The sequence below is a fragment of the Lysobacter niastensis genome (genome assembly GCF_031457115.1).
Taxonomy (GTDB): Bacteria; Pseudomonadota; Gammaproteobacteria; order Xanthomonadales; family Xanthomonadaceae; genus Lysobacter_J; species Lysobacter_J niastensis_A.
In genome coordinates this window covers 213,219-227,381 of sequence record NZ_JAVDVY010000001.1, presented here as the reverse complement: position 1 = coordinate 227,381, position 14,163 = coordinate 213,219, and the positions used below count along the sequence as shown (strand labels likewise).

The window sequence follows — 14,163 nt, the reverse complement described above, 5'->3', positions numbered from 1 at the left end:
ATGAGTGCCGTACGCGCAGATACCGCCATCGACTCGCAGACGCGCCGCCATAGCTTGCCCCGCGCTGCGCCGGTACTTCTGGCGCTGCTCATCGGTTGGGCCGTCTTGGGCGTGGCGGCGAGTTTTGGCATGGTGTCCGCGTCGACATGGCGGACTGCCGGCGTTGCATTGATGGCGATGGCCGCATTCGATGCCATCCGCGTGATGCGTCATCCCACTCCGCATGTATCGCGGCGCCTGGCCGACACCTGGCCGATCGGCGTGGAGCGGCCGGTCACGCTGACCCTGGAAACACCACTGCGTCGCCAGCCGCTTGACGTGTTCGACCTGCACCCCGGCGGTTGGGCCATGCGTGGGCTGCCGCGCCGGCTCGAGCTGCGCCGCGACGAGAGCGCGTCGCTGGACTACCACCTGCGCGCCGACGAGCGCGGCGATTTCCGCTTCGACGGCGTGCAGCTGCGCATGCATTCGCCGTGGCGGTTGTGGCGGCAATCGCGCGTCGCGGGCGCGGCCCAGCAGGTGCGGGTGTATCCCAACTTCGCTCCACTGGCGCGCTTTGCGATGTTCAGCGCGGAACAGGCCTCGCGCCTGGTCGGCGCCCACGTCAAGCGCCGCCGCGGCGAAGGCACCGACTTCCACCAGATGCGCGACTACCGCGTCGGCGACAGCCTGCGCCAGATCGACTGGAAGGCCACCGCGCGCGCGCGGCGCCTGATCTCGCGCGAGTACCAGGACGAAAAGAACCAGCAACTGGTGCTGATGCTCGATACCGGTCGCCGGCTGATGGCGCGCGACGGCGCGATGGCGCATTTCGACCACGTGCTGGATGCGGCGCTGGTCGTGGCCTACCTGGCCCTGCGCCAGGGCGATGCGGTCGGCCTGCATGCCACCGGCGGCACCAGCGCCTGGGTGCCGCCGCGACGCGGCGTCGGCACGATCGACGAGCTGATGCGCGCCAGTTACGCACTGCAACCGCAGCCGGTGGCGACCGACTTCCTCGCCGCCGCCACCGAACTGTCGGCGCGCCAGCGCCGGCGCGCGCTGATGATGCTGGTGACCAACCTGCGCGACGAGGACATGGACGACCTGCTGGGCGCCGTGCGGATGCTGCGCAAGCGCCATCTGGTCTGCGTGGCCAGCCTGCGCGAGGGATCTTTGGACGCCGCGCTCGCCGACGATGTCACCGACCTGCCCGGCGCGATTCGCGCCGGCGCGACCGCGCAATACCTGGAGCAGCGCCGCGCCGCCCACGAAGCGCTGCGCAGCCACGGCGTGATGGTGCTGGACGTGGCCTGCGAGGAACTGGCCGCGTCGCTGGTGGACAAATACCTGGCGGTGAAGCGCGACGGGCTGCTCTGAGCGAAACACGGCGGGTCACGATCGCGCCGCGCCGGCCGGCCGCCACGCAGCCCGCCACTCCCGACCCGCGGCCGATCTCCGGCGATCGACGACACCTTCGAAGACACCTTCCTTTAACCCGGCATTGGGCACGCTGGCTGCGCCATTCCCCTCAGTCCTGCCGGAATTGTCCGCGGGCGCAAGCGAGGCCTGTCATGAGCGGCCGTTACGACGACATCCTGGCCACGATCGGGCGCACTCCCGTGGTGCGCATCCGCCATCTGGCACCGCCCGAAGTGGCGGTCTACGCCAAGCTCGAAGCGCGCAATCCGATGGGCTCGGTCAAGGACCGCCTGGCATTGGGCATCATCGAGGACGCCGAGCGTCGCGGCACGCTGCGGCCCGGCCAGACCGTGATCGAGGCCACCAGCGGCAACACCGGCATCGGGCTGGCGATGGTCTGCGCGGTCAAGGGCTATCCGCTGGTGGTGACCATGGCCGAGAACTTCAGCGTCGAGCGCCGGCGCATGATGCGTTTCCTCGGCGCCAAGGTGGTGCTGACGCCCGCGGCGCTGAAAGGCAGCGGCATGCTCGCCAAGGCCGTGGAACTGGCGCAGGCGCACGGCTGGTTCCTGTGTCGTCAGTTCGAGAACGAGGCCAACGCCGAGATCCATTCGCGCACCACCGCACAGGAAATCCTGGCCGACTTCGCCGGCGACCGGCTCGACTACTGGGTGACCGGCTACGGCACCGGCGGCACGCTCAAGGGCGTGTCGCGCGTGCTCAAGGCGCAGCGGCCTGACACGCGCATTGTGGTGTGCGAGCCGGACAATTCGCCGATCCTGGGCAGTGGCGTGCCGCAGCCGCGTCGCGCCGACGGCGCGCCGGCAGAGAGCCATCCCGCGTTCCGGCCGCACCTGATGCAGGGCTGGTCGCCGGACTTCATCCCCAAGCTCACGCAGGACGCGATCGACGCGCACGGCATCGACCGCGTGCTGCCGATCAACGGCAACGATGCGCTGCGCTTGTCGCGCGAGCTGGCGCGCCGCGAAGGCATCTTCACCGGGATCAGCGGCGGCGCCACGTTCGCCGGCGCGCTGCAGGTGGCGGCCGAGGCTGCGCCGGGCAGCGTGCTGCTGTGCATGCTGCCCGACACCGGCGAGCGCTATCTGAGCACGCCGCTGTTCGAGGACATTTCCAGCGACATGGGCGAGGAGGAATGGGCGATCTCGCGCTCCACGCCCGGCGCACGCTTCGATATCCCGACACCGGCGCCGACTCCTGCACCGGCCGCGGCCCCGAGCACCGAGCCGGAGGTCGCACCGGAAGTCGCTGCCTTCGTCGAACAGGTGCTCGCCGATTCCAACCAGCCGCTGGTGCTGTTCGCGCTGGAGTGGTGCGAGTTCTGCTGGTCGGTGCGCAAGCTGTTCGCGCGCTGCGGCATCCCGTACCGCTCGATCGACCTGGACTCGGCGCAGTACCAGCAAGGCGACCGCGGCGGCCAGATCCGCGCGCTGCTTCGCGGGCGCACCGGCTCCAGGACCATTCCGCAGGTGTTCGTCGGCGGCGAGTTCATCGGTGGATGCAGCGAGACCTTCGATGCCTTCCGCGATGGACGCCTGCAGCAGTTGCTGAAGGAAAACGGCGTGCGCTTCGACGAAAGCGTCGACGTCGATCCCTACACGCTGCTGCCCGGGTGGTTGCAGCCGCGCTAGCCCGGCGCGCCTGCATCGATACGTCACTCCGGACGCGTCATCGCCTCCAGCGACGACAGACCGTGCATCGCGTCCTCGCGGCTGGAGCCGCACATCTCCATGGTCGGCCGCAGCGAGGCACAGAATGTCGGCCGTTCAGGCTTGCCGAACAGCCGGCAACGGTACTCGTCGTCGAGCTGGACGCAGGGCATGCCGGCCGGCTTGCCATGCGGCATGCCGGGAATCGGGGAGTTGATGGACGGCGCGATGCAGCACGCGCCGCATCGGGCGCGGCATTCCATGATGTTGCGTCAGCTCAGTCGGCCGTTACCAGCGCGTCGTGGCCGGCGAGTATGGCGGCGTAGACGGCGTCGGTTTCCGGACGCACGTTGTGCCAGCGCTGGAAACTCTCGGCGGCTTGTTCGACCAGCATGCCAAGGCCGTCGATGCAGTCGTGCGCACCGGCGGCGCGTGCCCAGGCCAGGAACGGGATCGCCACCTCGCCATAACTCAGGTCCACCGCAGCGGTGCGCGGCCCGGCCAACGCCACCGGCAAGGTCGGCAGTTTGGCGTCGCGCGTGGCCGAAGTCGCATTGACGATCAGGTCGAAGGTGCCAATCGAGGCAATGTCGCTGAAATAGCGTGGATGCACGCGGCCGGGTTGGGCCAGCGCATCGGCCAGCGCATCGGCGCGCTCGGGCGTGCGATTGATGATGAAGAGGTCGCCGATGCCGGCATCGAGCAGGGCCGGTGCCACGCCGCGCGCGGCGCCACCGGCCCCCAGCAGCAGGGTCCGGCGCTCGCGCAGGTCCAGGCCGTGGCGTTCGGTCAGGTCGCGCACCAGGCCGACGCCGTCGGTGTTGTCGCCTTCCCAGCCGGTGCCGGTGCGGATCAGCGTGTTCACGGCGCCCGCCCGTCGCGCCCGTTCGGTGAGCGACGTGCAGAACGCCGCCGCGCGCCCCTTGTGCGGCAGCGTGACGTTGGCGCCGACGCCGCCTTCGGCCGCGAATTCCGCCAGTCGCACGTCGAACTGCTCCGGTTCGGCGTCGATCGTCGTGTATTCGAGCGCTATCCCGGTCTGCTTGCCGAACGCTGCGTGGATGCGCGGCGACAGCGAATGCGCGACCGGATGGCCGATCACGGCGAATCGCTTGACGACAGCCGGATTTGCGACAGCGGCGAAGTTGGACACGGGGGGCCCTCGCATAGACTTGGGGATCACAAAGACAGGAGACGCATGATGCCGCGCGTAACGGCCTTGTTCGGTTTGAGTCTACTCCCGGCGCTGGCACTCGGCGCTTACGCCGTTTCAGGACCGGCAGCCGCCTTCATCTCCGAGTTCGGAATCGAAGGCATGGGCGTGGTGTCGACGCGCGCCAGCGAAATCCGCGGCAGCGTCAGCCCGGACGGGCAGCGCATCGTCTGGGGGAGCACGGACCGTGAAGGCGGCGCGGGCGGCTGGGACCTGTGGCAGGCCACGCTCAAGGATGGCCGCTGGCAGGACGCGCAAGCGTTGCCGATCAACACCAGGGCCAACGACTTCGATCCGCTGTTCAGCGCGGACGGGCGCTGGCTGTATTTCTTTTCCAATCGCCCCGGCGGTGTCGGCGGCGACGACCTGTACCGCGCGCAGGTCCTGCCCGGCGGTGGTTTCGGCAAGGCCGAGAATCTCGGCCCCGGCGTGAACAGCCGCGGCGACGAATGGGCACCGACGCCCAGCCGCGACGGCGCGCAGCTGCTGTTTGCCAGCGACGGTTTCGGCGGCGCTGGTCGCCACGACCTTTTTGTCGCCCGCTGGGATGGGCGCGCGTTCGTCGACCCCAAACCGCTGCCTGGGGTCAACACCAGGGACGACGAGTTCGACGCGGCGTGGCTGGGCGACGGCAAGGCGGTCGTGTTCACGCGCTCGAAGGACGTCGAGACGCAGCCGGTGCGCTTGTACATCGCGCAGTGCGACGGTCGCGAATACGCCGCGATCGCACCGCTGGCGCTGTCGTTCAATACCGACGACGCCTTCACGTTCGGCCCGGCGCTGGACTGGAACAAGCCGACCGAGATGCTGGTCACGGGCACGGCCAAGGCGCCGCGCGCCGGCAAGCTCGACATCTACCGGATGAAGGCGCCCGCGGCGAGTGGCAGGAACGGGTGCATCTGATCGCCGGGTGCGGTTACAGGGTCTTGCGGTACACGTGCTGCGTCTTGGCACGCCGGTAGCCCGCGCCTTCGTAGAACGGATGCGATTCGGCGCGGACCACGTTCGAGCGCACCACCAGCTCGGGCGTGCCGGTGCCGCGCGCCCATGCTTCCGCCGCCGCCAGCAACACCCGGCCCACGCCGCGCCGGCGCGCGTCGGCATCGACGACGAGCCCAACGATCTCCACGCGCTCGCCCGTTTCCAGCGTCAAGCGGTGTTCCACGGCAATGAAGCCCAGCAGCGCGGCTCCGGCGTCCGCTGCGACGAACACCGCGTGCTGCGGCAAGGGCAGCAACTGCCGCAACCGTGCGGCGAACACCTCGTCGCTTTCCGGATAGCCCAGCTGTGCCGACAGCCGCGCGATCTGCGCGGCGTCGGCGACCCGCGCGGCACGGACGGTGATGGTCTCCATCGCCTTCCCCGCCATCATCGGCGTTACTGCATCTCGCGCAGCCAGCGCGCGGCGTCGAGCGCGTAATAGGTCAACACGCCATCGGCGCCTGCGCGCTTGAATGCCAGCAACGATTCCAGCGCCGTCATCCGCTCGTCCAGCCAGCCGTTCTGTGCGGCCGCCTTGAGCATCGCGTACTCGCCACTGACCTGATAGACATAAGTCGGCACGCGGAACTCGTCCTTCACGCGACGCACGATGTCCAGGTACGGCATGCCGGGCTTGACCATCACCATGTCGGCACCCTCTTCAAGATCGAGCGCGACTTCGTGCAGCGCCTCGTCGGAGTTGGCCGGGTCCATCTGATAGGTGTACTTGTTGCCCTTGCCCAGCGCGCCGGCCGAGCCGACCGCGCTGCGGAACGGGCCGTAGAACGCGCTGGCGTACTTGGCGCTGTAGGCCAGGATGCGGGTGTTGATCAGGCCTTCGCGTTCGAGCGCGCTTCGCACCACGCCGATGCGGCCGTCCATCATGTCGCTGGGCGCGACCACGTCGGCGCCCGCCTGCGCATGCGACAGCGCCTGCTTCACCAACGCTTCGACGGTCTGGTCATTGAGGATGTAGCCGGTCTCGTCGATCAGGCCATCCTGGCCGTGGGTCGTGTACGGGTCGAGCGCGACGTCGGTGATCACGCCGATTTCGGGAAAGCGCTGCTTCAGTGCGCGTACGGCGCGCTGGACGATGCCGTCCTCGCTCCACGCGACCACGCCGTCGGCGGTCTTGCGGTCGCTGTCCGGCACGCCGAACAGGGTCAGCGCGGGGACGCGCAGCTCGGCGGCCTTCTCGGCCTCGCGCAGCAGCTCATCGATCGAAAGCCGCTCCACGCCCGGCATCGAGGCGACCGCCTCGCGCCCTTCGCGTTCATGCACGAAGACCGGATAGATCAGGTCGTTGCTGGTGAGGACTGACTCGCGCATCAGCCGGCGCGAGAACTCGTCGCGGCGCATCCGCCGCGGGCGTGCGTAGGGGTAGCTGCTCATGGCGCGGCATTGTACGCGTAGCCCTCTCCCTGGCGCTTTGCGTCCGACCCTCTCCCGGAAAGTGGAGAGGGAGGACAAAGCCCGTCATCGCTTCCCTCTCCCCTCGCGAGAGAGGGACAGGCCGCCGCAGGCGGCCCGGGAGATGGGCTGGCATCAGGCCGGATACACCCGATAACGCAAAGGCCGCAGCCCGACCGTGCTACCCGGCGCCGGCGTGCTGACGTCGGGCGTGGCGACGAAATCCATCTCCAGTGGCCGCGTCTGGCCGGGGACGTTCAGCTCCAGCGTGATGCGGTCTGCCAGCCGGTAAGCCGTGATCACCCGCGCCGGCAGGCCATCCTCGGTTCCGCTGAGGGCCATGTCGTGCGGTCGTGCATACAAGCGGGCGTCGCCCTCCGCCACATCGGCCGGCAGCGGCATGGCATGCCCGTCGATTCGGAACTGCCCGCTTTCGACGCGTCCCTCCAGCACGTTGGCGCGTCCGATGAAGTCGAACACGTACGCCGATGCCGGCGCGCTGTAGATCTCGTCCGGCGTGCCGACCTGCTCGATGCGGCCGTCGCGCAGCACGACCACGCGGTCGGCCAGTTCCAGCGCTTCTTCCTGGTCGTGGGTGACGAACAGCGTGGTCTGCCCGGTCTGTTCGTGCAGGTCGCGCAACCAGCGCCGCAGTTCGACACGGACCTTGGCGTCGAGCGCGCCGAACGGCTCATCCAGCAACAGCACCTTGGGATCGATGGCCAGCGCGCGCGCCAATGCGACGCGCTGTTTCTGGCCGCCGGACAACTGCTCCGGATAGCGATTTCCGAAATCGGGCAACTGGATCAGCGTCAGCAGTTCCTGCACGCGGCGCGCGATCGTCACCTTGTCCGGACGCCGCCCGCGCGGCCGGCTGCGCAGGCCGAAGGCGATGTTCTCGGCGACGGTCATGTGTTTGAACAGCGCGTAGTGCTGGAACACGAAACCGACGTTGCGCTCGCGCAGGCTCAGGCGGGTGGCATCGTCCTGGCCGAACAGCACGCGTCCGTCATCCGGATGCAGGAGACCGGCGATCACGCGCAGCAGCGTGGTCTTGCCCGAACCCGAAGGCCCCAGCAGCGCGACCAGTTCGCCAGAGGCCACGTCCAGGTCGACGTGGTCGAGCGCCGCGACGCGGTCGTAGCGCTTGCTGAGCTGACGGATGTGCAGTTCCATTCCGCGCCGCGCCTGGGGAAGGATGGCGCCATGATGGACCGTCGCCGCCGTATGGGGCGGTGATGGCGGGACGGCGCCCTCGCCGGGTCTGTCGTCGACGGCCAGCCTTGCAGCATTCATGTCAGTGGCGCCTGTGCGATTGGGCCAGCGCGTCGCCATGGCGGGCCTCCAGCCAGAACTTCAGGATCAGGGTGATCAGGGCGAGGCCGGCCAGCAGCGAGGCCGCGGCGAATGCGGCGGTGCTGTCGAACTCGTTGTAGAGGATCTCGATGTGCAGCGGCAGCGTGTTGGTCAGGCCGCGGATGTGCCCGGAGACGACCGACACCGCGCCGAATTCGCCCATTGCCCGCGCCGCGCACAGCAGCACGCCGTACAGCAGGCCCCACTTGATGTTGGGCAGGGTCACGCGGCTGAACATCGTCCATGTGCCAGCGCCGAGCGAGCGCGCCGCCAGCTCTTCGTCGGCGCCCTGTTGCTGCATCAGCGGGATCAGCTCGCGCACGACGAACGGAAACGTGATGAACAACGTCGCCAGCACGATGCCGGGCCGGGCGAACAGGATCTTCATGTCATAGCGCTGCAGAAGCTCGGCGAACCAGCCCTGCGAGCCGAACAGCAGCACCAGGCACAGGCCCGCCACCACCGGCGACACCGCGAACGGCAGGTCGATCAGCGACAACAGCAACTGCTTGCCGCGGAACTCGAAGCGCGTGACCGCCCAGGCCATCAACAGACCGAACACGGCATTGACGGGCACGACGATTGCGACGGTGAACAACGTCAGCTTCAACGCCGCACGCGCGTCGGGTTCGACCAGGGCCGCAAACCACACGCCCACGCCTTTGGAAAACGCCGCGCCCAGCACCATCAGCAGCGGCAACACCACCAGCGCCGCCATCGCCAGCACCGCCAGCGCGATCAGCGTCCAGCGCAGCCAGGCGGGTTCGTGCAGGCCGTCATGGGTCCTACCGGCCATGGCGCTGTCCTTCTGCTCGTCCGTCGGTGTCTGTTCGTCCTGAGCGTAGGCGCTCAGCGCCGAAGTCGAAGGACAGGGATATCGGGAGGCCGGGCCGTTCATCCTTCGACTTCGCGCCTGCGGCGCTACGCTCAGGACGAACGGTGGGGAACATGGCGGTCGTGGACTTCGCCGCCGCGTGCGAACGAAGGAAGTCACTCACGACGCCGCCCCCCGCTTCTCGTGCGCGAACAACGACGGAATCGCATTGATCGCCAACAGGCAGACGAACGAAGCCGCCAGCAACAGCGCTGCAATGGCCACCGCGCCGGGATAGTCGTATTCCTCCAGGCGAATGGTGATCAGCAACGGCGCGATCTCGGTCTTGAACGGCAGGTTGCCGGCAATGAAGATCACCGAACCGTACTCGCCCAGCGCGCGCGCGAACGCCAGCGAGAAACCGGTGAGCAGCGCGGGCAGCAGCTCCGGCAACACGACGCGGCGAAGCGTGGTCAGGCGCGAGGCACCGAGCGACGCTGCCGCTTCTTCCTGCTCGTGGCCGAGCGCTTCCAGCACCGGCTGCACCGTGCGCACCGCGAACGGCAGGCCAATGAAGGCCAGCGCGATGATGATGCCGATGGGCGTGTAGGCGATCTTGATGCCGAGCGGTTCCAGCCAGCGGCCAACCCATCCGTTGGCGGAATAGATCGCGGTCAGCGAGATGCCGGCGACCGCCGTCGGCAAGGCGAACGGAAGATCGACCAGCGCATCGAGCACCCGCCGGCCCGGAAAGCGATAGCGCACCACCACCCACGCCACAAGCGCACCGGCGAACAGCGCCACCAGCGAAGCCACCAGCGAAGCGCCGAAGCTGAGCTTCAGCGAGGCCTGCACGCGCGGGTCCTGGATCGCGCGCAGCCAGCCATCGAGCCCGAGCCCGGCCGCGCGCACGGCCAGCGCCAGCAGCGGCAGCAGCACCACCAGGCTGAGCCAGGCCAGTCCCAGACCCAGGCTCAGGCCGAAGCCCGGCAGCGGCTGGCGACCGCGCGGTATCGGCAGGCTAGGCAGTGGAAGGGAACGTGCGGTCATGGGCCGTCATCCCGGCGAAAGCCGGGATCCGTTTTGACTTGGGCTTTGACTTTGCTGATGGGATCGAACCGCAACAGCAACATGCATTCCGGCTTTCGCCGGAATGACGACTGCGGCACCTCGGCAAACAGCGCCGTGAAACGGAGCGAACGACTTCATCACGGCAGATCCGTCACGGCCTATAGATCTTGTCGAAGAATCCGCCGTCGGCGAAATGCTCGGCCTGCGCCTTCTTCCAGCCGCCGAAGGCCGAGTCGATGGTCACCTGCTTCACCTGAGGAAAACGCGCCAGTTCCGCCGCCGGCACCTTGTCCGGTTCGGCCGGGCGATACCCGTGCCTGGCGGCCAGGCGCTGTCCGTCGGGTGTGTAGAGAAACCGCAAGTAGGCTTCGGCCGCCTTGCGCGTGCCGTGCCGATCGATGTTCTTGTCGACCCACGCCACCGGCGGTTCGGCCTTGATGCTCAGGCTCGGCACGACGATTTCGAACTTGTTGCGCGTGTCAGCGTCGCTCAGAGTCAACAGCGCTTCGTTCTCCCACGCGATCAGCACGTCGCCAATGCCGCGTTCCACGAACGTGGTGGTGGCGCCGCGTGCGCCGGTGTCGAGCACCGGCACGTTCTTGAAGAGTTTCGTCAGGAAATCGACGACCTTGTCGCCATCGCGGTATTGCTGCGAGGCCCAGGCCCACGCCGCCAGGTAGTTCCAGCGCGCGCCGCCGGAGGTCTTGGGGTTCGGCGTGATCACGGCCACGCCCGGCTTGACCAGGTCGCTCCAGTCGCGCACCTGCTTCGGGTTGCCCTTGCGCACCAGGAACACGATCGTCGAGGTGTACGGCGCGCTGTTGTGCGGGAGGCGACCCTGCCAGTTGGCCGGCAGCAGCTTGGCATTGTTCGCTATCGCGTCGATGTCCGCCGCCAGCGCCAGCGTGACCACGTCGGCTTCCAGGCCGTCGATCACCGAGCGCGCCTGCTTGCCCGAGCCGCCGTGCGAGGCGCGGATCTTCAAGGTCTCACCCGTCTGCTGTTTCCACTGCGCGGCGAAAGCCTGGTTGACCTCGGCGTAGAACTCGCGCGTCGGGTCGTAGGAAACGTTGAGCAACTCCACGTCCCTGGCGCTGGCTGCAGCGCTGGCGACCAGCAGCGCAAGGCCCAGTACGGCATTGCGGAACATCGATGTCATGACGCTTTCCTTGGGGGAGGAGAGGGTTCAGAACGCGAACTGTGCGCGGGTGAAGAAGGCTTTTTCGTCTTCTCGATCGGCGCCGTCTGGCGCGCCATCGTCGAACCGTGTCTGCGTGTAGTTCGCGACCAGCTTGAAATAGCTGTTGAGGTACCAGTTCACACCCAGCCCCCATGACGTGGCCTGGCTGGCCACGCTCGCCGGATCGGCGAACAGCGGGAAGGCGTCCTCGTCGATGTCCAGTTCGCCATAGCGCGCCACCAGTTCCCAGGCACCCCAGCCTGCACCGCCGGCCGTAAAAGGATGGTTAGGCTTGGCTACGGCCTTGTAGCTGGCGTCTTCACCGGTCAGCACGTAGCTGGCCGTGAGGCTCCAGGCGCGATTGTCCATGGCTTCGCGCTGGCCGGTCGGCAGCGCCACTTCCTGGCGCGAGCTGATGTACTCGCCCAGGGCACCGAACGCATTGCGGTAGTAGTAGGCCTGCGGCGTCCAGCGCGTGTGCTCGCCATCGGCGACGACGTTGCTGAGGTAGTTGAAGAACTGCACCTGCCCCGGCGTGCGGTAGCGCGGCAGGAAGCTGTTGCCGCTGCCCTGCTTGTCGCCGCTGCTGCTGGCGATGCCGAACCCCAGCCCCGACAGCGCATTGCCGGCGTTCTTCCACGGCTCGGCGAACAGGCGCGCGACCAGTTCGAAATCGTTGTCGGGATTGGTGGTGGAGCCGTCGCGGCCATCGGGCGCGCCATTGAACACGCCGAGCTGGTAACTCAGCGCGCTGCCGAGGAAGTCGCCCTGCAGTTGCACGCCGATATCGCGCACCGGCGCCAACTCGCCGGCGAAGCCGCCTTCGACCATAGACAAGGCGCTGCTGGATTGCAGCCGCTCGAGGCCGACGGGCACCTTGTAGCGGCCCAGGCGCACGGTCGCGCGCGGGTCGAACCGAAGGTCAAGATAGGCATCGTTGACCGTGGCGCTGTCGCCGGCAAGCTGCGCATTGAGCCGGAACGCAATCAGATCGCCCCAGGTGCCTTCGATCGTCGGCTCGACGCGGCGGAACAGGAAGGTGTCGTTCTGCGGTCGCTCGTTGTCGTCGAAGTAGAAGCGGCTGTCGACCTGCACCAGTCCACGGAACCGGACCTCGACATCGCCCGGTGGCGGCGACTTCACCGCCAGGCCCTTGCTGGGGCTGAGGCTCACGGTCGGCGTGCTGGCCGCCTTCGCTGCGGCTTCTTCGGCCTGCAGTTCCAGCTTGCGCTCGATCACCCGCAGACGCTGGTCCAGGTCGGCCAGCCCGGTGTCGGTCGCTTCCTGTGCCGGTGCGGTGCCGAGGCGCTGCTCGATGGCCTGCAGGCGGCGCGCGAGTTCCTCGACGGTGACCTCGCCCGCCATCGCCGGCGCAGAGATGGCCAGCGCCAGGCACAGCACAAGGCGCCGGGTACGGGGAAGCGAGGTCATGGCATGGCCTTCGGGTCGCGGCGTCATGGCGTCGGTCGAGGTCGGTCGGGATGCTGAATGTGACGGCACGTCGCCCGCGAGGGAAGTCCCGCGGCTTCATGTGCCCATGCCAAACCGATATGTGGCCCCCTCACGGGAGCACGCGGCCCGTCGCCGGGTCAGATCACCCCGCCGCCGATTCCCAGGCGGACGATGCCGACGATGATGACGATGCCATTGAGTACCAGGCCGGCCTTGGCGCGACCGCGGTGCCCGCTGCCCGTGAAGAGGATGCCAATTGCGGCAATGATCGCGCCGACCGCGGCGAACGGGATCAGGAACCAGTTGCCCCATCCCAGCAACGGGATCAGCGCCACGATCATCCAGACCATCGCGACGATGCCCCACAGCAGACTGATCAGACCCATGTACGTGTCTCCATACCGGTGGCGCGCGGCGCCGATGCCGACATCATGCCGCAGTTGGTCGTCCGCACCAGGTCAGGCGTCGTGCACGCCGTCGATCTCCACGCGCAGCTCGCGCCGGCATACCGCCGCATGCAGCACGATGCGCGGCACCTGCGCCGGCAACCGTCGCGCCAGTGCGGCCTGCACGCGCGGGATGTCGTCGCGGTCGCGCACGTAGACCTTCAGGCGTGAGCCCGCGCCGAAGTGCTCCGGCTGCCGGCCGCCCTGCGCGCGCGCCTGGCCGATCAGGCTGTCGAGATTGGCGAGCACCTCGTCCAGCTGCGCCTCGACGTCGTCGCGGTGCTGCGATTCGTGACCAACGATGGCGGCCGTGCCCGACAGCATCAGCGGCATCGCACCGCCGGCCGGTGGCAGCATCGCCCGCGCGAATCCCGGCGACTGCGGGCCGTACTGGCGCGGGTAACGGTAGGCGCTGACCTGGCGCGGGTTCTCCACCGGCGTGCCCGGCGCGTGCGCGGCCAGCCAGTAGACCTGCAGGCGTCGCGCCTCGCCCTGCTCCTTGTCCCCGGTGGCCCGGCCAATCGCCGTGGCGGCCGGCAACGCCGCCGGATCGATCGCGCCGATCGCGCGCGCGCGGCCGACGCAGAAACGGCGATAGCGCTCGTCGTCTCCTTCTCCGCCGGTGATGTCGTCGAAGTAGTTCCACATCCGCAGCATGTGCGGGTAGCCGTGCGTGGCGAGGAAAGCGGTGATGCGCCGGTAGGCCGTTTCGGTGGCGTGTTCGATGCCGTCTGCGCCGCCGCGGCCGAAGGCCTCGTCGATTTCGATCGCGCCGAATTGCAGCGCACCGTCCTGCGCCCAGGCGATGTCGCCGTCGCGACCGTGGGTCACCGGGCCGCGACCACGCCAGACTTCCAGCGCGGCCGGTCCTTCCGGCTCCAGCGCGATGCGCAGGTAGCGCGGGTCCTGCAGCCGGGGCGCGGACCGGCCGAAGCCGAACACGGCCAGGACATCGGGCTGCGCCAGCACGCTGGCGGGCGCGTCCTCGACGTACTCGACGGTCCACCGCGGCGGCGTGGGGACCTCGGCCTGCAGGGCACTCATGGCCTGGCCCTTCGACAGGGCTCAGGACAGGCCTGCCGGCTTGGCGCGACGACGGGGGCGACGCGACACGGCCTGCCGATGCTGCGGGCGCCGGTCGCGGTGGCGGGGGAATTCATCCTTAAATG

The 14,163-nt window shown here is 68.5% G+C and carries 14 protein-coding genes and 1 pseudogene; 4 read left to right on the top strand and 11 right to left on the bottom strand.

The annotated features are described in order from the left end of the window. From J2X06_RS01110 to J2X06_RS01100, 3 genes and pseudogenes are all read left to right on the top strand, one after another. The gene (locus J2X06_RS01110; protein ID WP_310057159.1) at window positions 1-1,359 is read left to right on the top strand and encodes a DUF58 domain-containing protein; all 1,359 of its coding nucleotides are present in this window, start codon (window positions 1-3) and stop codon (window positions 1,357-1,359) included. Between the two features lie 194 nt (window positions 1,360-1,553). Then, a pseudogene (cysK, locus tag J2X06_RS01105) lies at window positions 1,554-2,552 on the top strand (cysteine synthase A); the annotation flags it as partial. Then, window positions 2,544-3,053, top strand: a complete 510-nt coding sequence (locus tag J2X06_RS01100) for a glutaredoxin domain-containing protein (protein WP_310061126.1) — start codon at window positions 2,544-2,546, stop codon at window positions 3,051-3,053. The pseudogene cysK and the gene J2X06_RS01100, both read left to right, overlap by 9 nt. A 23-nt stretch (window positions 3,054-3,076) precedes the next feature. Here the strand turns inward: J2X06_RS01100 and J2X06_RS01095 are convergent, their stop codons facing one another. Further along, window positions 3,077-3,334, bottom strand: coding sequence for a YkgJ family cysteine cluster protein (locus J2X06_RS01095; protein WP_310057157.1), 258 nt, complete (start codon window positions 3,332-3,334; stop codon window positions 3,077-3,079). A gap of 14 nt (window positions 3,335-3,348) precedes the next feature. Next, on the bottom strand, window positions 3,349-4,224 hold the full coding sequence (aroE, locus tag J2X06_RS01090) for a shikimate dehydrogenase (RefSeq protein WP_310057154.1): 876 nt from the start codon (window positions 4,222-4,224) through the stop codon (window positions 3,349-3,351). A 48-nt stretch (window positions 4,225-4,272) separates the two neighbouring features. Between aroE and J2X06_RS01085 the strand changes: the two genes are divergently transcribed. Continuing rightward, entirely contained in the window at window positions 4,273-5,187 is a 915-nt protein-coding gene (locus J2X06_RS01085) for a TolB family protein (RefSeq protein WP_310057152.1), read from the top strand. 13 nt (window positions 5,188-5,200) lie between these two features. Here the strand turns inward: J2X06_RS01085 and J2X06_RS01080 are convergent, their stop codons facing one another. From J2X06_RS01080 to J2X06_RS01040, 9 genes are all read right to left on the bottom strand, one after another. Next, window positions 5,201-5,638, bottom strand: coding sequence for a GNAT family N-acetyltransferase (locus J2X06_RS01080; RefSeq protein WP_310057151.1), 438 nt, complete (start codon window positions 5,636-5,638; stop codon window positions 5,201-5,203). A gap of 23 nt (window positions 5,639-5,661) precedes the next feature. Next, on the bottom strand, window positions 5,662-6,657 hold the full coding sequence (gene hemB, locus J2X06_RS01075) for a porphobilinogen synthase (RefSeq protein WP_310057149.1): 996 nt from the start codon (window positions 6,655-6,657) through the stop codon (window positions 5,662-5,664). 153 nt (window positions 6,658-6,810) lie between these two features. After that, window positions 6,811-7,851 (bottom strand): sulfate/molybdate ABC transporter ATP-binding protein, encoded by a 1,041-nt coding sequence (locus tag J2X06_RS01070; RefSeq protein ID WP_310057147.1) that lies wholly within the window; start codon window positions 7,849-7,851, stop codon window positions 6,811-6,813. A 121-nt stretch (window positions 7,852-7,972) separates the two neighbouring features. Then, window positions 7,973-8,827: a sulfate ABC transporter permease subunit CysW gene (gene cysW / locus J2X06_RS01065; protein ID WP_310057144.1), complete on the bottom strand. Its 855-nt coding sequence runs from the start codon at window positions 8,825-8,827 to the stop codon at window positions 7,973-7,975. Window positions 8,828-9,025: 198 nt separating this feature from the next. Continuing rightward, window positions 9,026-9,895, bottom strand: coding sequence for a sulfate ABC transporter permease subunit CysT (gene cysT / locus J2X06_RS01060; RefSeq protein WP_310057141.1), 870 nt, complete (start codon window positions 9,893-9,895; stop codon window positions 9,026-9,028). Between the two features lie 172 nt (window positions 9,896-10,067). Next, on the bottom strand, window positions 10,068-11,075 hold the full coding sequence (locus J2X06_RS01055) for a sulfate ABC transporter substrate-binding protein (protein WP_310057138.1): 1,008 nt from the start codon (window positions 11,073-11,075) through the stop codon (window positions 10,068-10,070). A 27-nt stretch (window positions 11,076-11,102) separates the two neighbouring features. Beyond that, window positions 11,103-12,527: an OprO/OprP family phosphate-selective porin gene (locus J2X06_RS01050; protein ID WP_310057135.1), complete on the bottom strand. Its 1,425-nt coding sequence runs from the start codon at window positions 12,525-12,527 to the stop codon at window positions 11,103-11,105. A 158-nt stretch (window positions 12,528-12,685) separates the two neighbouring features. Continuing rightward, window positions 12,686-12,934, bottom strand: a complete 249-nt coding sequence (locus J2X06_RS01045) for a hypothetical protein (RefSeq protein WP_310057134.1) — start codon at window positions 12,932-12,934, stop codon at window positions 12,686-12,688. Between the two features lie 72 nt (window positions 12,935-13,006). Further along, a complete protein-coding gene (locus J2X06_RS01040; protein WP_310057132.1) occupies window positions 13,007-14,038 on the bottom strand; it encodes a pteridine-dependent deoxygenase in 1,032 nt (343 codons plus the stop codon). Window positions 14,039-14,163: the final 125 nt, after the last annotated feature.